We start from the raw sequence: 15,642 nt of genomic DNA, 5'->3' as shown, positions 1-15,642 counted from the left end.
CGATGCCGAGCATCTCGGCGAGCGCGGGGTCGTCGTCGACCACCAGTACCCGGGCTCTCATGGGGTTAATGTTTCCATCCCGTTCAGTTTCGGTGCCGCCGCCGTAGGAGCCGGCGAGACCGGCTGCGGCAAGCCCGTTGCCGCCGACGGCCCGGGTGCCCTCGCCACGGGTCATCTCGGCCTCCAGGCCCTGGCCGCGGCCGTCGAGGTCGCGCAGCTGGCTCTCCAGGTAGGCCTTCAGGCGGGTGCGGTACTCGCGCTCGAACTGCTTGAGCTCCTCGATGTGCTTCTGCAGCGCGGTGCGCTTGGCGTCCAGGCCGCCCATGGCCTCCTGGTGCCGCTGGCGGGCGTCGCGCTCGAGGGCGTCGGCCTTGGAACGGGCCTCGCGGGTGACCTCCTCGGCCTTGGAACGGGCCTCGGAGAGCAGCTGGTCGGCCTCGCGACGGGCGTCCGAGACGTGGTCGTCGGCCGTCCGCTGGGCCATCATCAGCACCCGCAGCGCCTGCTGCTCGCCGTCACCGGTCACCGCCGGCCCACCGGCCGTACGGACCTGCTCCAGCTCCGCCTGCATCGCCCGGGCGGCCTGCTCGGCCGCCGCCTTGTCGCGCTGCACCCGGTCGAGCTGGGCCTTGACGTCGTTGAGCTCCGCCGCGAGACGGGCGTCGCCGCCGGGGCCGGCGGGGGCGCCGCCACGGCCGCCGCGCTCCACCTGGGCACGCAGCTCGTTGTTCTCCTCGATGAGACGGGCAAGCTCGCGCTCGACCTCGTCCAGGAAAGCGTCGACCTCCTCCTCGTCATACCCCCGCTTGCCGATCGGCGGCTTTTTGAAGGCGACGTTGTGGACGTCGGCCGGGGTCAGCGGCATCGAAACTCCTCGGGTCAGTTGCGGCCGCGAAAGCGCGTCGGTCATCAGACAAGGCTTATGATCGACCGCCTCAACACGAACTCCATCAGCACGAACAGGATAACCAGGAGCACAAGTGAGGCCAGGTCGATGCTCACGGTACCAATTCGCAACGGAGGGATCACACGCCTCAACGCGTTGAGGGGGGGATCAGTGACGCTCCACACGATTTCCAGACCCACCGATGCCCCGCGGCCCGGCTGCCAGCGCCGACCGTACTGCAGGACGGCGCTCAGGACGAACCGGGCGAGCAGGGTGATGAGGAAGATGTAGAGCACCAGATACAGCACTTGCAGCACGATCGACAACACGACAGGCGACGTCCCTCGGGTCGGGCGGGGCTAGCTCAGACTGAAGAAGCCGCCCTCGGCGATCTTGGCCTTGTCCTCCGCGGTGACCTGGACATTGGCCGGTGAGAGCAGGAACACCCGATTGGTCACGCGCTCGATCGTACCGCGCAGGCCGAACGCGAGCCCGGCGGCGAAGTCGACAAGTCGGCGCGCGTCCGCCTCGTCCATCTCGGTGAGGTTGATGATCACCGGGACGCCGTCGCGGAAGTGCTCGCCGATGGTCCGCGCCTCGCGGTAGGTGGTGGGGTGCAGCGTGGTGATCTGGTAACGCTGCTCCTCCTCGGCGACGACCGCCCGCTCACGCGGCTGCGCCTGCGGCGCCAGGGCCAGGTTGTCGCGGGTGTGGTAGGTCAGCGCCCCGGAGGTCTCGCCGGCGGTCGACCGGGTGATGGAGCGGACGCTGGACCGCTCGGCCCGCTCCGGACGGTCGCCGTCGGCGCGCTCGGCCTCGGCCGCCCGGGAGGCGACCCGCTCGGAGAGCCGGCCACGGTCGCCGAGGCGGGACCGGGGCGCCGGCGGCTCCTCGGCGTCGTCCTCCTCGTCGTCGGCGAACTCCTCCGAGTACCGGCTCTGCCGGTAGCGCGAATCGCGGTAGCCACCCTTGTCGTAGCCACCGTCGTCGTAGGCCCGCTCGTCGTCCTCTTCGACCAGACCGAGCCAGACCCCCGCCTTGCGCAGTGCACCCATCCCGCGCCCTTCCCGTCCGCCGTGCGGCACGCGCCCCCGTGCCGTGTCGCCTTGTCGCGAGTGGAACACCTTCTGCCCACCGGACCGGACCGGCAATCCCCTGGCGCGCGATTCGCGTCGCACGCCACGACCCCCGACAACGGGACGCCGCCCCTTCAAAACAACACGCATGTAATTTGCTTCTCTCGCGGTCAGGCTACCGCAGCGTGGGACGCATTCCGAGCAACGCGCTGCCCACGCGGACATGTGTCGCGCCGTACCGGATCGCGATCTCCAGGTCCCCGCTCATGCCGGCGGAGAGGGCGGTGGCTCCCGGATGGAGCGTCCGGAACCCGGCGGCCACCTCGGCCAGCCGGGCGAACGCCCGCTCCGGCTCCCAGCCCAGCGGCGCCACCGCCATCAGGCCGGTCAGCCGCAGGCCGTCCGCGCCGGCCACCGCCTCGGCCACCGGGCCGAGCCCGGCGTCCGGGTCGGCCGAGTCGGGCAGCGCCCCGCCCCGGCCGGTGGCCCCGTCGATGCTGACCTGGACCAGCACGTCGAGCGGCCGGTCCCGGCCCGCGGCCGAGGCCGCGTCCAGCGCCCGCGCCAGCCGGACGCTGTCGACGGAGTGGACCACGTCGGCGTAGCGGACCACCGACCGGGCCTTGTTGCGCTGCAACTGCCCGATGAAGTGCCACCGGGGTGTCACCCCGGCCGCGGCCACCTCGGCCGCCTTGGCGGACGCCTCCTGGTCCCGGTTCTCCCCCACGTCGGTGACGCCGAGCCCGGCCAGGGCCACCACGTCCCCGGCCGGGTAGGTCTTGGTCACCGCGATCATCGTGACCTCGGAGGTGTCCCGTCCCGCGTCGGCGCACGCCTGCGCGATCCGGGATCGTACGTCGGCCAGGCCGGCCGCGAGTTCGGCGCGCCGGTCCGGGCGCACCGTGGCTGGGCTGTCGGTCATCGGCGGGGCTCAGGAACCGTTCTTGAGGAAGTCGGGCACGTCCACGTCGTCGAAGAGCACCCGGCGCGGCGACTGGGTCGGCGCCGGCATCGTCGGTGGGGGCGTGACCGGCGTGCTGGGCTGGGTGGGCTGGTTCTGGTTGGGCTTGCGGCCCGACTCGGCGGCCTTGTACGCCGGCGCGCCGCCGTCGAAGCCCGCCGCGATGACGGTGACCCGCACCTCGTCGCCGAGGGCGTCGTCGATGACCGCGCCGAAGATGATGTTGGCGTCCGGGTGGGCCGCGTCGGTGACGAGCTGGGCCGCGTCGTTGATCTCGAACAGGCCCAGGTCCGACCCGCCGGCGATGGAGAGCAGCACGCCGCGGGCGCCGTCCATGCTCTGCTCCAGCAGCGGGCTGGAGATGGCCGCCTCGGCCGCCTCGACGGCGCGGTTCTCGCCGCGGGCGCTGCCGATGCCCATCAGCGCGCTGCCCGCGCCGCTCATCACGCTCTTGACGTCGGCGAAGTCCAGGTTGATCAGGCCCGGCGTGGTGATCAGGTCGGTGATGCCCTGGACACCGGAGAGGAGCACCTGGTCGGCGGTGCGGAACGCGTCCATCATGCTGATGTTGCGGTCGCCGAGCGCCAGCAGCCGGTCGTTGGGGATGACGATCAGCGTGTCGCACTGGTTGCGCAGCTCGTCTATCCCGGACTCGGCCTGCACCTGACGGCGCTTGCCCTCGAAGGAGAACGGCCGGGTCACCACGCCGATGGTCAGCGCGCCGAGCTTGCGCGCGATGTTCGCCACCACGGGCGCCCCGCCGGTGCCGGTGCCGCCGCCCTCGCCGCAGGTCACGAAGACCATGTCGGCGCCCTTGAGCACCTCCTCGATCTCGTCGCGGTGGTCCTCGGCGGCGTTCTTGCCGACGTCGGGGTTGGCGCCCGCGCCGAGCCCGCGGGTCAGCTCGCGGCCGACGTCGAGCTTGACGTCGGCGTCGCTCATCAGCAGCGCCTGCGCGTCGGTGTTGATCGCGATGAACTCGACGCCCTTGAGCCCAACCTCGATCATCCGGTTGACGGCGTTGACGCCGCCGCCACCGATGCCGACGACCTTGATGACCGCCAGGTAGTTGTGCGGAGGTGTCATCTCCGGTCCTTTCCCTTCGAGATTGGCATGGGCCGACCGGGTACGGCTTGGCCAGACCAGCGGTCGACGACAGCTGTCACCAGCGAGGATCAGGATTAAACCCTCACCCTCTACTAGAGGCTTACAGTTATGTCAACCACTGAACCCCTTCGGGGCAACGTAAGCGCACCCACGCCGTGAGCCAAGGACCCGCCCGGCGTGTCGCCGTGGGAGCGGGACGGGTCACGTCGCCCGGTGGGACCGAGCTGCCGGTCACCGCAGGGTCACCACGTCCGGGGCGCTCACGTCGATGGTGTCGGCCTCGCGGTCGAGCAGGGCGGTGGCGACCCGCGCCTTGTCCGCGCCCCGGGTCGCGTCCCCCCAGACCACCACCCGGTCGTCGCGCAGCCGGAGCTTGATCCGGGCCAGCCCCTCGACGGTCACGTCCACCAGCCCGGCCCGCAGCTCCGGGGTGAGCACGGCGAGCACCTCCAGGGCGGCCCGGGTCGCCCCGTCGTCCGGCCCCGGCTCGGCGAGCCGGACCACCGGCAGGCCGTCCGGCTGCCGGGGCAGGGTCCGGAACACCACGCCCGCCCCGTCGATCACCACGAACTGCTCGCCGCGCGGCACCGCCGCCACGCCCGTACGCTCGGTCACCCGGACCACCAGCGCGTCCGGCCAGTCCCGGGTGACGACCGCCCGCTCCACCGCCGGCAGTCCCCCGACCCGCCGCGCGATGGCGGCCAGGTCCGCCCCGGCCAGCGGGGCCCCGTCGGGCACCGCCGCCGCGTCGCGCACCTCCACCGCGCTGACCAGTTCCGCGCCCTCGACCCGGACCTCGCGCACCCCGAACAGGCCGGTGCCGAGCAGCGCCCAGGCGACCAGCCCGGCCAGGCCGAGGACGCCGGCCGCGATCGCCCACGGCAGCGCGGCCCGCATCCGGCGCTGCCGGGCACGGGCCATGAACCGCCGGGTCGAGGCGGGGACCGCGTCGCTGCCGGCCCGGACCAGCTGCCACCGGCGCACCGGTCCGCGCCGGCCACCGCCGTCCGCGCCGGTGGTGCGCCCGCGCGCCGGACCGGGGCTCATCCGGCCGCGGGCGCCGCGCCGTCCGGGACCGCGCCGCCGACGCCGGGAACGGTTCCGCCGATGGTCGTCGCCCCGCCGGCCTCGCCGCCGGGCGTCGTGCCCGCCGGCGCCGCCGGATCGGCGGTACGCGCCGACAGCGCGTCCAGCAGCTGGTCCCCCATCAGCGAGATCGGCGGGGCGCCCATGGTCACCACGACGTCACCGGGGCGGGCCCGCCGGGCCACCTCGGCCGGCGCCGCCTCCCACGAGTCCACGAAGACCTTCCGCTCCGCCGGCAGCGGCACGGCCTCGACCAGCGCCGCCGAACCCTCCCCCGGCTGGCGGAGCTCGCCCGGGCCGAAGACCTCCAGCAGCACCAGCTCGTCGGCGATGGCCAGCGCCTCGGCGATCTCCGTCTGGAGGTCGCGGGTGCGGTAGAGCCGGTAGGGCTGGAACACCACGATCAGCCGGCCGTCCCCGGCCACCTCGCGCAACGTCTGCAGCGCCAGCGTCATCGAGGTCGGGTGGTAGGCGTACTCGTCGTAGACCAGCACGTCGTCCGCGACGCCCTTGCGCTCGAAGCGCCGCCGCACGCCGGGGAACGCCGCGAGCGCGGCCTCCGCCGCCTCCAGCGGCAGCCCCAGCAGGTACGCGGCCAGCACCGCCGAGGCGCTGTTGAGCCCCATGTGCCGCCCCGGCACCGGCAGCCGGAACTCGCCCAGCGACCGGCCGTCGATCTCCGCCAGGTAGCGGACCCCCCGGGCCGAGGAGGCGACGCCGGTCAGCCGCAGGTCGGCGTCGGCCGCCTCGCCGTACGTGTGCACCCGCCGGCCCTCCGCGCGCAGCGTCTCGGCCAGCCGCCGCCCGCCCGGGTCGTCGGCGCAGGTGATGATGAAGCCGTCCGGGTCGGTGAGCCGGGCGAACTCGGCGAAGGCCGCCTCCAGGCTGGCCAGGTCGCCGTAGGTGTTCAGGTGGTCGGCCTCGACGTTCGTGATGATCGACACGTACGGGCGGTAGATCAGGAAGGAGCGGTCGCTCTCGTCCGCCTCGACCACGAAGTACTCGCCCGTGCCGTGGTGGGCGCCCGAGCCGACCTCGGAGATCTCCCCGCCGATCACGAAGGACGGGTCCTGCCCGGCCTGCTGGAGCACCATCGTGACCATCGAGGTGGTGGTGGTCTTGCCGTGCGTGCCGGCGACCGCCACCGTCCGGCGGCCGGTCATCGCCGCCGCGAGGGCCTCGGAGCGGTGCAGCACGCGCAGGCCGCGCCTGCGCGCCTCCACCATCTCGAGGTGGTCCTGCGGGATCGCCGAGGAGTAGACGACCGTGTCGACGCCGTCGAGGTTGGACGCCTCGTGGCTCATGTGGATGGTGCCGCCGAGCGCCCGCAGGCCGGCCAGGGACGGCCACTCCCGCAACTCGCTGCCGGAGACGGGGATGCCCCGGGTGAGGAAGAGCCGGGCCAGGCCGCTCATGCCGACCCCGCCCACCCCGATCAGGTGGATCGTGCCCAGGTCCTCCGCGGTGAGCGTGCCTGCCGGGGTGAACTGTGCGGTGTTCATGACGGGAACCTTCCGGTCGCGGCGGCGCGGGCCTCGGGGCGGACGGGCCGCGCCCTCATCGGGCCACCGCCTCGTAGACGAAGTTGAGCAGCGCCTCGTCGCCGTCGCGGCGCCCGTACGCGGCCGCGGCGGCGCCCATGGCGGCGAGCCGGTGCGGGTCGCGGATCAGCGGGATGACGGTCCGCTCGACCCAGTCGGGGGTCAGCTCGGCGTCGTCGACGAGCAGCCCGCCGCCGGCCTCCACCACGGGCAGCGCGTTGCGCTTCTGCTCCTGGTTGCTGTGCGGGTAGGGCACGTAGATGGTGGGCAGCCCGATCGCGGCCACCTCGGCGCAGGTCATCGCCCCGCCCCGGCCCAGCATCAGGTCGGCGGCGGCGTAGCCGGCCTCCATCTCGGACAGGTACGGCAGCGTCACGTACGGGACCGGCAGGTCGGTGGGGACGGGCACCGGCTCGTTGCGGGCCCCGATCACGTGCAGCACCTGCACCCCGTTGCGGGCGAGTTCCTTGGCCGCCCCGGCGACCGCGAGGTTGATCGAGCGGGCGCCCTGCGAGCCGCCGGCGACGAAGAGCACCGGCAGGTCGGGACGGAGCCCGAAGTGGGCCCGCGCCGCGTTGCGCATGGCGACCCGGTCCAGGCCGGCGATGCCCCGGCGCAGCGGCACGCCGACGACCCGGGCGTCGCGCAGCGCCTCGGCCTGGGCGGGCTGGTGCGGGAAGCCGACGGCGACGTTCTTGGTGAACTTCATGCCGAGCCGGTTGGCCACGCCCGGCGGCACGTTCACCTCGTGGATGACGATCGGCAGCTCGCGCCGCCAGGCCGCGAGGTAGGCCGGCACGGAGACGTACCCGCCGAAGCCCACCACCACGTCGGCGCGCACCTCGTCGATCACCTTGCCCGCGGCGCGGGCCGCGGTCCACATCCGGCCCGGGGTCTTGACCAGGTTCATGTTGACCGACCGGGGCAGCTGGTAGGCGGGAATCTGCCGCAGGTCGTAGCCCTGCGGTGGGATCAGCTCGTTCTCCAGGCCCTTCGGTGTGCCCAGGCAGGTGATCCGGACGCCGGGGTCGTGTCGGCGCAGGCAGTCGGCGAAGGCGAGCAGCGGGTAGATGTGCCCCCCGGTGCCACCTCCCGCGAGCACCACCGAACGCAGCGGACCCATCAACGTCTCCTCTCGTCCGCCGAGCCGCGCCGGGTCCGGGCGAGCCGGACGCCGCGCGGTGCGGCCTGGTCGTCGGGCCGCCGCTCCCGCGACCGGGGCACGGACCCTCGGGCAGCCGGGGGCGACGCCGGGCGGCGTCGCCGCCCGGGAAGCGGCGGCAACGGGGCCCAGAGTAGTCGGACCCATCGGGCCGGCGGACGGGCATGCAGCGCTCGGGCGGCGTCGGGTTCGGCGCGGGCGAAGGAGGCGAGCATCCCGATCGCGGCGAGCGTCACGACCAGGGCGCTTCCGCCGTCGGAGATGAACGGCAGCGGCAGGCCGGTGATCGGCAGCAGCCCGACCACCCCGCCGATGTTGATCACTGCCTGGCTGACCAGCCAGGTGGTCGCCGCGGCGGCGGCGAGCCGGCGGAACGGGTCCTCGACGCGCCGGGCGATGCGCAGCCCGGTGTAGGCCAGCACGGCGAACAGGCTGAGCACCACGACGCAGCCGATCACGCCCAGCTCCTCGGCGATGATCGCGAAGATGAAGTCGTTGTGCGCCTCCGGCAGCCAGCCGAACTTGAGGCTGGACTTGCCGAGCCCCACGCCGAACCAGCCGCCGTGCTCGATGGCCAGCCGCCCCTGGTAGATCTGGTAGCAGCCCGCGAGCTTGCAGTCGTCCGGGGAGGGCGGGTTGAAGAACGACATCAGCCGCGCGAAGCGGTAGTTCTCCTCGCCCCGCTCGCCGGAACCGGCGCCCAGGGAGGCGACGGCGATCAGCAGGCCGACGCCGAGCAGCCCGAGCACGGACAGCGTGCCGAAGACGCGCATCCGCACCCCGGCCGCCCAGAGCAGCCCCACCACCACGGCGAGCAGGCAGAGCATCGTGCCGAGGTCGTTGTAGCCGACCAGGACGAAGAGCAGGCCGACGACCGGGAAGAGCGGGGTGGCCAGCTCGCGCCACCAGCCCAGCGCGGCGCCCTTGCGGGCGATCACGTGGGCCCCCCAGAGCACCAGGGCGAACTTCGCCAGCTCCGAGGGCTGCACCTGGATACCGCCGACGAAGAGCCACAGCAGCCGGGCCTCGATCGGGCCGATCCGGGCGGAGTCCTGGCCGGTCAGCCGCGCGTACGCGAGCAGCAGGTTGAGCACCAGCAGCAGGCCGACGGCGGTGAACAGCAGCGGCCGGCCGAGCACCCGGTAGGTCTTCGCCGGCAGCCGCTGGCAGGCCCAGAAGGCGACGATGCCGATCACCGCGAAGATCGCCTGCTTGGTGAGCGCGGCGAAGGCGTTGCCGCCCTGGGCGTACTCGCGGACGCTGGTCGCGGAGAAGACCATCGTCAGGCCGATCAGCAGCAGCAGCCCGGCGCTGGACAGCAGCAGGTAGTAGGAGGCCAGCGGGCGGTCCAGCAGGCCGCGCAGCGCGGCCAGCCCGCCCGCGGCGTCCACCCCGCGCAGCGCCCGGCCGCCGGCCTCGTCCGGCCCGCGGGTCGCGGCGGGCGCTCCGCGCGTACGGGTGGCTCCGGGTGACCGCCGGGGCGTCGTCCCTGTCGTGCCCTCGATGCCTCTGCCCTCCCCCACGCAGACCATCATCGCGGTTTCCCGGGGTCGCCACCGGCGCAACCGGCCGGTCGGCGTGTCGGGCCTGCGCGCGGCGACGTGCGCCTCCCCCCGCCGGACACGGCGCGGGGCCCGGGCGACGCGCGCCCGGGCCCCGCGGCGGGACCGACCGGTCGGCTCAGGTCATGTTGGCGAGGAACTCGCTGTAGAAGAGGCCGAGCGCGATGGCCACGCCGATGCCGGCGATGATCCAGAACCGGACCACGATGTTGACCTCGCTCCAGCCGGCGAGCTCGAAGTGGTGCTGCAGCGGCGACATCCGGAACACCCGCTTGCCGGTGGTACGGAACGAGATGATCTGGATCACCACGGACATCGTGATGATCACGAAGAGGCCGCCGATGATCGGCAGCAGCAGGATCGTCCGGGTCGACATCGCCATGCCGGCGATCAGGCCGCCGAGGCCCAGGGCCCCGGTGTCGCCCATGAAGATCCGTGCCGGCGAGGTGTTCCACCACAGGAAGCCGACGCAGGCGCCGGCCGCCGCGCCGGCGATCAGCGCGATCTCCAGCGGGTCCCGGACCGTGTAGCAGTAGTCCTGGGTGTAGTTCGGGTCGGCGCACCAGTGCCGGTACTGCCAGAACGCGATCAGCGCGTACGCCGCCAGGACCATCACCGAGGCGCCGGTGGCCAGGCCGTCGAGGCCGTCCGTGAGGTTGACGCCGTTGGTCGCGGCCATCACCACGAAGATGAAGATGACCACCGCGCCGATCTTGGAGACGTCCAGCGCCGGAATGTCCCGGATGAAGCTCAGCGTCGTGCTGCCCACGGTCTCGGTGTTGGTCACCGCGCCCGAGGCGTCGGTCATGGTGCTCGGGAAGTAGAGCGCCACCACCCCGAAGACCGCCCCGACCAGGATCTGGCCGAGCAGCTTGCCGCGCTTGTTGAGGCCGCCGCTGTGCCGCTTGCGCACCTTGAGGAAGTCGTCGATGAAGCCGACGGCGCCGGAGAAGACCATCAGCCCCAGCAGCACCAGGGCGGTGATCGTCGGCTCGACCTGGGCGATCTGCGCGTCCGGCAGGGTGGTCAGGGCCAGGTGGCCGGCCACGTACGCGATGACCGTGGCGAGGATGAACACCACGCCGCCCATCGTCGGCGTGCCCTTCTTGCCCTGGTGCATGGCCGGGCCCTCGGCCCGGATCGGCTGGCCCGCCTTGAGCCGCGTGAAGACCTTGATCGCGATCGGGGTGCAGAAGAGCGAGATCAGGAAGGCCACCCCGACGGCGACGATGACCGCCCTCATGAGGCGATCTCCTCACCGGCGTCGGCGCGCAGCGCGTCGGCCACCTCCCATGTGCGGTACCGGGAGCCCTTCACCAGGACGACATCGCCCGGCCGTAACTCGCCCCGCAGCACCTCGACGGCCGCCGCCTGATCGGTGAGCAGCACCGACTCTCCTCCCCAGTCACCTACCGATGTCGCGCCTTCGTGGATCGGCGCGGCCGGCTCGCCCACCACGAGCAGCCGGTCGACGCCCAGCTCGGCCGCGAGCCGGCCGACCTCGGCGTGCCCGTCGCGTTCGAACGGACCGAGTTCGGCCATGTAGCCGAGCACCGCGACGGTGCGCCGCTCCCGCCCGATGCCGGCCAGCGCGCGCAGCGCGACCGCCATGGAGGCGGGGTTGGCGTTGTACGAGTCGTCGATCACGGTCACCCCGTCGGCGCGTTCGAAGACGTCCATCCGACGGGTGGAGACCAACCCCAGCGCGCCCAGCGCGATCGCCGTCTCGGCCAGCGGCATGCCCAGCTCGCGGGCCACCGCCGCGGCGGCGAGGGTGTTGGAGACCTGGTGCCGGCCGGTCAGCCCGAGCCGCACCGGCGCGGTCCCCTCCGGGGTCACCAGGGTGTACGCGGCGCGGCCCCGGTCGTCCAGCGTCACGTCCTCGGCCCGCACGTCGGCGTGCGCCGCCTCGCCGTAGCGGACCACCCGGGCGACGGTCCGCGTGGCCATCGCGTCGACCAGCGGGTCGTCGGCGTTCAGCACGGCCAGGCCGTCGGCGGGCAGCGCCTCGACCAGCTCCCCCTTGGCGAGCGCGATCGTCTCCACCGAGCCGAACTCGCCGATGTGCGCCACCCCGACGTTGAGCACCACGGAGATCCGCGGCGGCACCACGTCGCACAGGTAGCGCACGTGCCCCACCCCGCGGGCGCCCTTCTCCATCACCAGGTAGCGGGTCTCCGGCCCGGCCTGCAACGCCGTGTACGGGTGCCCCAGCTCGTTGTTGAACGAGCCGGGCGGGGCGACCGTCGGGCCGAGCCGCGCGGCGAGCTGGGCGATCAGGTCCTTGGTGGTGGTCTTGCCCGACGAGCCGGTCAGCCCGATCACGGTGAGCCCGGGCAGCCGGTCGACCACCGCGCGGGCCAGCCGGCCCATCGCCGCCAGTGCGTCGTCGACCAGCACCATCGGCACGCCGGGCACCTCGCGGGTGCCGAGCACCGCGACCGCGCCGGCCCGCACCGCGGCGGCGGCGTAGTCGTGCCCGTCCACCTTCTCGCCGGGGAAGGCCACGAAGAGCGCGCCCTGGCGCACCTTGCGGGAGTCGAACTCGACCGGGCCGGTGACCGTGGCGTCCGGGTCGGCGGCGGCGAGCCGCCCGTCGACCGCCGAGGCGACCTCGGCCAGGCTGAGCGCGATCACCGCTGACCCGCCGGGTCGGCGAACCGGGCCCGCAGCGCGTCGGCCAGCTCGGTGCGGTCGTCGAACGGGTGCACCTCGCCGCCGATCTCCTGCCCGCGTTCGTGGCCCTTGCCGAGCACCGCGACGACGTCGCCCGGCTCGGCCAGCCGGACCGCCGCGTCGATGGCGGCCCGGCGGTCGGGCACCTCCTCGACCCGGGCGGCCGTGCCGGCCCGGCGGGCGCCGGCGAGCACCTCGGCCCGGATGGCCGCCGGGTCCTCCGTGCGCGGGTTGTCGTCGGTCACCAGCACCACGTCCGCTCCCTCCGCCGCGGCGGCGCCCATCACCGGCCGCTTGCCCCGGTCGCGGTCGCCGCCGGCGCCGATGACGCAGATCAGCCGGCCGGCGCCGAACTCCCGCAGCGCGGCCAGCGCGGCGACGATCGCGTCCGCCTTGTGCGCGTAGTCGACCACGCCGCGCACCGGCCCGGGGGCGGCCACCAGCTCCAGCCGGCCGGGCACCCCGCCACAGGCGGCCACGCCGGCGGCGGCGGTCTTCGCGTCCACCCCGGCGGCGACCAGGACGGCGATGGCCAGCAGGGCGTTGGCCACGTTGTGCCGCCCCGGCAGCGCCACCCCGGCCGGCAGGGTCAGCCCGTCCGGGCCGTGCACCGTGAAGCGCTGCGCGTACCCCTCGCCGCCGACCTCGTCGGCCCACCAGGTGGCGGTCGGGTCGCCGGACGCCGAGTAGGTCACCGTCGCCGGCTTGTACAGGGGCTTCAGCGCCGGGTCGTCCTGGTTGAGCACCTCCACCGCGCAGCGCCCGTCGAACAGCTGCGCCTTCGCGGCGAAGTAGTCCGCCGAGTCGGCGTGGAAGTCCAGGTGGTCGGAGCCGAAGTTGGTGTAGCCGCCGACGGTGAACCGGACGCCCCCGACCCGCCCCATCGCCAGGGCGTGGCTGGAGACCTCCATGACCACGGCGGTGACGCCGCGCTCGCGGGCGGCGGCCAGCATCGCGTGCAGGTCGGTGGCCTCGGGCGTGGTGCGCACGCTGTCCACCACCAGGTCGCCGAGGCGGGTCTCCACGGTGCCGATCAGGCCGGTGGTGTGGCCGGCGGCGCGCAGGCCCGACTCGACCAGGTAGGCGGTGGAGGTCTTGCCGGCCGTGCCGGTCACCCCGATCACCGTCAGCCCCTCGGTCGGGTCGCCGTAGACGGCCGAGGCGAGGGCGCCCAGCACCGCGCGCGGATCGGCGACCACCAGCGCCGGCAGGCCCGCCTCGGCCGCGGCCGGAGCGCCCGCCGGGTCGGTCAGCACCGCCACCGCGCCGGCCGCCGCCGCGCCGGCGGCGAACTCCGCGCCGTGCCGGCGGGCGCCCGGCAGGGCGGCGTACAGGTCGCCGGGGCGGACCTCCTGGCTGGCGTGGGTCACCCCGGTCACCACCAGCTCGGCGCCCCCCTCCGGGGGGTCGACGGCGATCCGCGCGGCGAGGTCGCCGAGCCGGGCGCCGATCACGGTACGGGGACGAGGATTGCCGGGCACGGCGTCAGACCCTACCCGGTCGTCCGGTTCCGGCCGCACAGCCGCCCCGGTGGTTCGTCCGCACTCACCGATGATGTCCCGGCGTGACCGCTCAGCGCGGATAGACCGTGAACTTCGGGGCCTTCTCCCCGCTCGGCGGCACGCCGTAGTGACGCAGCGTGAACTGCATCATCTCCCGGAACGCCGGCGCGGCGATGTCCCCGCCGCCGCCGGCGGGCGTGTGCGCGAAGACCGCGATCACGTAGCGGGGGTTCTCGGCCGGGGCCATGCCGATGAACGAGGCCACCTCGCCGGGCTGCTTGCGCCCGTCGACCAGCCGCCAGCCGGTGCCGGTCTTGCCGGCGACCCGCCACTCCGGGATGGCGGCGGCCCGGCCGGTGCCGTCCTCGACGGTGGTCACCGCCTCCAGGATGGTGCGCAGGGCGGCGGCGTTCTCCGGGCTGAGCACCGACCGGGTGACCGGGCGCTCGGTCGGGGTGGACTTCCCGTCCGGCCCGATGACCGCCTTGACCAGGCGCGGCTGGACGTACGTGCCGTTGTTGGCGATCGTCGCGTAGACGGCGGCCATCTGCAGCGGCGTGGCGTCGACGCTGTGCCCGATCGGCACCGACCCGGTCGACGACCCGCTCCACTCGTCGGCCGGCAGCAGTCGCCCGCTGGCCTCGCCGGGCATGCCGACCCCGGTCGGCTCGCCGAGACCGAACCGCTTCTGGTAGTCGATCAGGCGTTCCGGGCCGAGCTTGTCGGCGATCTGGATGGTGCCGACGTTCGACGAGTACGCCATCATGCCGGGCAGGCTCATCCGGCGGCCGCCGGCCGGGTGGGTGTCGGCGAACCAGGTGTCGCCCTTGCGGATCGCGTTGGGGATCGGCAGCGTCGTGTCCGGCGTGACGACCCGCTCCTGGAGCGCGGCGCCGAAGGTGATCGCCTTGTGCACCGAGCCGGGGTCGACCACGAAGCTGGTGGCCGCGTCCTCGCGGTCGGCCGGATCGCTCGGTAAGGGCTTCGCCGCGTTGTAGGTGGGGTGGCTGGCCTGGGCCAGCACCTCGCCGGAGGGGATCTCGAGCACCACGGCCGCGCCGGTGCTGCCCTTGCTCTTGGCCATGTGCCGGGCCAGTATCCGCTGTGTCATGAACTGGAGGTCGCGGTTGACGGTGAGCTGCAGGGAGCTGCCCGGCTTGGCCTTCGTCGTCTCGCTGTAGCCGCCGGGGATCGGGGCGGCCAGGTCGCCGAGGCCGACCTCGTAGACCCGCTTGCCGTCCTCGCCGCGCAGCAGGTCGTCGTAGCGGGCCTCCAGCCCCTCCAGCCCGACCATGTCCTCGCTGGTGAAGCCGAGCAGGTTGGCGGCGAGGTCGCCGCCGGGCACCTCGCGGCGCTCGTCTCGGTGGGTGCCGATGCCGGGCAGCTCCAGCGCGGTGATCTGCCGGGCCCGGTCGATGTCCACCCCCCGGGCCAGGTACTCGAACTCGGAGTCGGCGCCGTTGATCCGCTTGCGCGGCTTCATCTTCTCGGCCAGCTCGGAGGCCGGAATGCCGAGCAGCGGGGAGAGCGCCTTCGCGGTGCCCGGGATGTCCTTGACCCGGGTCGGGTCGGCGTAGACGTACCGCGCCTCGACGCTGTGCGCCAGCGGGGCGCCGTCCCGGTCGTAGATCGCCCCCCGCGCCGCCGGCAGGGTGACGGTACGCAGCCGGTCGGCCACGCCGCCGCCCGCGTACGCCGGGGTGTCCACGGCCTGGAGGACGACCAACCGGATGCCGATGACGGCGAACAACGCCAGGGTCAGCACGGTGCCCAGCCGCAGCCGGCGGCGGGGGTCGGCCAGCCGCGGCGGCTTCGGCGGCTTGCGCGACGGTCGCCGGGCGGCCGGGCGGTCCGGCCGGCGCGGCGCGCGGCGGGGTGCCGGCGGCTCGTCGTCGTGGCGCGGGCGTACACCCCGCGGGGCCGCACCGTCCGGGAGCAGCGCGCCGGCGCCCGGGGCGAGCGCGACGACGCCGCCGGCCGCGCCGAGCAGCGCCGGACCCCGCGCAGCACCCGGTCCGGGGACGCGTTCCGCCCGGCCCACCAGGTACTCGAGGGGGGGGGGGGGGGCGCCGGCCGGACCGGC

At 74.0% G+C, this 15,642-nt stretch carries 12 protein-coding genes and 1 pseudogene; all 13 read right to left on the bottom strand.

Annotated elements, in window-relative coordinates:
- Window positions 1–94: 94 nt before the first annotated feature.
- Window positions 95–865, bottom strand: a pseudogene (locus AB0L34_RS27845) (DivIVA domain-containing protein); the annotation flags it as partial.
- A 44-nt stretch (window positions 866–909) separates the two neighbouring features.
- A complete protein-coding gene (locus AB0L34_RS27840) occupies window positions 910–1,215 on the bottom strand; it encodes a YggT family protein (protein WP_350709358.1) in 306 nt (101 codons plus the stop codon).
- Window positions 1,216–1,245: 30 nt separating this feature from the next.
- A complete protein-coding gene (gene sepF, locus AB0L34_RS27835) occupies window positions 1,246–1,941 on the bottom strand; it encodes a cell division protein SepF (RefSeq protein WP_350709359.1) in 696 nt (231 codons plus the stop codon).
- A 196-nt stretch (window positions 1,942–2,137) separates the two neighbouring features.
- The gene (locus AB0L34_RS27830; protein WP_357456603.1) at window positions 2,138–2,884 is read right to left on the bottom strand and encodes a YggS family pyridoxal phosphate-dependent enzyme; all 747 of its coding nucleotides are present in this window, start codon (window positions 2,882–2,884) and stop codon (window positions 2,138–2,140) included.
- A gap of 9 nt (window positions 2,885–2,893) precedes the next feature.
- Window positions 2,894–4,009, bottom strand: coding sequence for a cell division protein FtsZ (gene ftsZ, locus AB0L34_RS27825; protein ID WP_350686241.1), 1,116 nt, complete (start codon window positions 4,007–4,009; stop codon window positions 2,894–2,896).
- Between the two features lie 252 nt (window positions 4,010–4,261).
- The gene (locus AB0L34_RS27820) at window positions 4,262–5,077 is read right to left on the bottom strand and encodes an FtsQ-type POTRA domain-containing protein (RefSeq protein WP_363707934.1); all 816 of its coding nucleotides are present in this window, start codon (window positions 5,075–5,077) and stop codon (window positions 4,262–4,264) included.
- Window positions 5,074–6,618 carry a UDP-N-acetylmuramate--L-alanine ligase gene (gene murC / locus AB0L34_RS27815; protein WP_363707932.1) on the bottom strand — a complete coding sequence of 515 codons (1,545 nt, stop codon included), beginning with the start codon at window positions 6,616–6,618 and terminating at the stop codon, window positions 5,074–5,076. The genes AB0L34_RS27820 and murC overlap by 4 nt, the downstream gene beginning before the upstream one ends.
- 55 nt (window positions 6,619–6,673) lie before the next feature.
- Window positions 6,674–7,780 (bottom strand): undecaprenyldiphospho-muramoylpentapeptide beta-N-acetylglucosaminyltransferase, encoded by a 1,107-nt coding sequence (murG, locus tag AB0L34_RS27810; RefSeq protein WP_357456596.1) that lies wholly within the window; start codon window positions 7,778–7,780, stop codon window positions 6,674–6,676.
- On the bottom strand, window positions 7,780–9,192 hold the full coding sequence (locus AB0L34_RS27805; protein ID WP_363707939.1) for a putative peptidoglycan glycosyltransferase FtsW: 1,413 nt from the start codon (window positions 9,190–9,192) through the stop codon (window positions 7,780–7,782). The genes murG and AB0L34_RS27805 overlap by 1 nt, the downstream gene beginning before the upstream one ends.
- Window positions 9,193–9,499: 307 nt before the next feature.
- A complete protein-coding gene (gene mraY / locus AB0L34_RS27800; protein WP_357451446.1) occupies window positions 9,500–10,624 on the bottom strand; it encodes a phospho-N-acetylmuramoyl-pentapeptide-transferase in 1,125 nt (374 codons plus the stop codon).
- On the bottom strand, window positions 10,621–12,018 hold the full coding sequence (gene murF, locus AB0L34_RS27795) for a UDP-N-acetylmuramoyl-tripeptide--D-alanyl-D-alanine ligase (RefSeq protein ID WP_357451443.1): 1,398 nt from the start codon (window positions 12,016–12,018) through the stop codon (window positions 10,621–10,623). Before murF ends, mraY begins: the two co-directional genes overlap by 4 nt.
- The gene (locus AB0L34_RS27790; protein ID WP_363707929.1) at window positions 12,015–13,577 is read right to left on the bottom strand and encodes a UDP-N-acetylmuramoyl-L-alanyl-D-glutamate--2,6-diaminopimelate ligase; all 1,563 of its coding nucleotides are present in this window, start codon (window positions 13,575–13,577) and stop codon (window positions 12,015–12,017) included. Before AB0L34_RS27790 ends, murF begins: the two co-directional genes overlap by 4 nt.
- Window positions 13,578–13,629: 52 nt before the next feature.
- Complete coding sequence (locus AB0L34_RS27785; RefSeq protein WP_363707937.1) at window positions 13,630–15,360, bottom strand: penicillin-binding protein 2; 1,731 nt, start codon at window positions 15,358–15,360, stop codon at window positions 13,630–13,632.
- Between the last annotated feature and the right edge of the window lie 282 nt (window positions 15,361–15,642).

Source organism: Micromonospora sp. NPDC052213, assembly GCF_040679695.1.
Lineage (GTDB): Bacteria > Actinomycetota > Actinomycetes > Mycobacteriales > Micromonosporaceae > Micromonospora.
The sequence above is the reverse complement of the archived record's forward strand: the minus strand, read 5'-3'. Positions and strand labels throughout refer to the sequence as shown.

What these genes read in the sequence shown, in the direction of transcription:
- sepF (WP_350709359.1), bottom strand. Translation starts at nt 1,941, where the DNA reads ATGGGTGCACTGCGCAAGGCGGGGGTCTGGCTCGGTCTGGTCGAAGAG.
- AB0L34_RS27830 (WP_357456603.1), bottom strand. Translation starts at nt 2,884, where the DNA reads ATGACCGACAGCCCAGCCACGGTGCGCCCGGACCGGCGCGCCGAACTC.
- ftsZ (WP_350686241.1), bottom strand. Translation starts at nt 4,009, where the DNA reads ATGACACCTCCGCACAACTACCTGGCGGTCATCAAGGTCGTCGGCATC.
- AB0L34_RS27820 (WP_363707934.1), bottom strand. Translation starts at nt 5,077, where the DNA reads ATGAGCCCCGGTCCGGCGCGCGGGCGCACCACCGGCGCGGACGGCGGT.
- murC (WP_363707932.1), bottom strand. Translation starts at nt 6,618, where the DNA reads ATGAACACCGCACAGTTCACCCCGGCAGGCACGCTCACCGCGGAGGAC.
- murG (WP_357456596.1), bottom strand. Translation starts at nt 7,780, where the DNA reads ATGGGTCCGCTGCGTTCGGTGGTGCTCGCGGGAGGTGGCACCGGGGGG.
- mraY (WP_357451446.1), bottom strand. Translation starts at nt 10,624, where the DNA reads ATGAGGGCGGTCATCGTCGCCGTCGGGGTGGCCTTCCTGATCTCGCTC.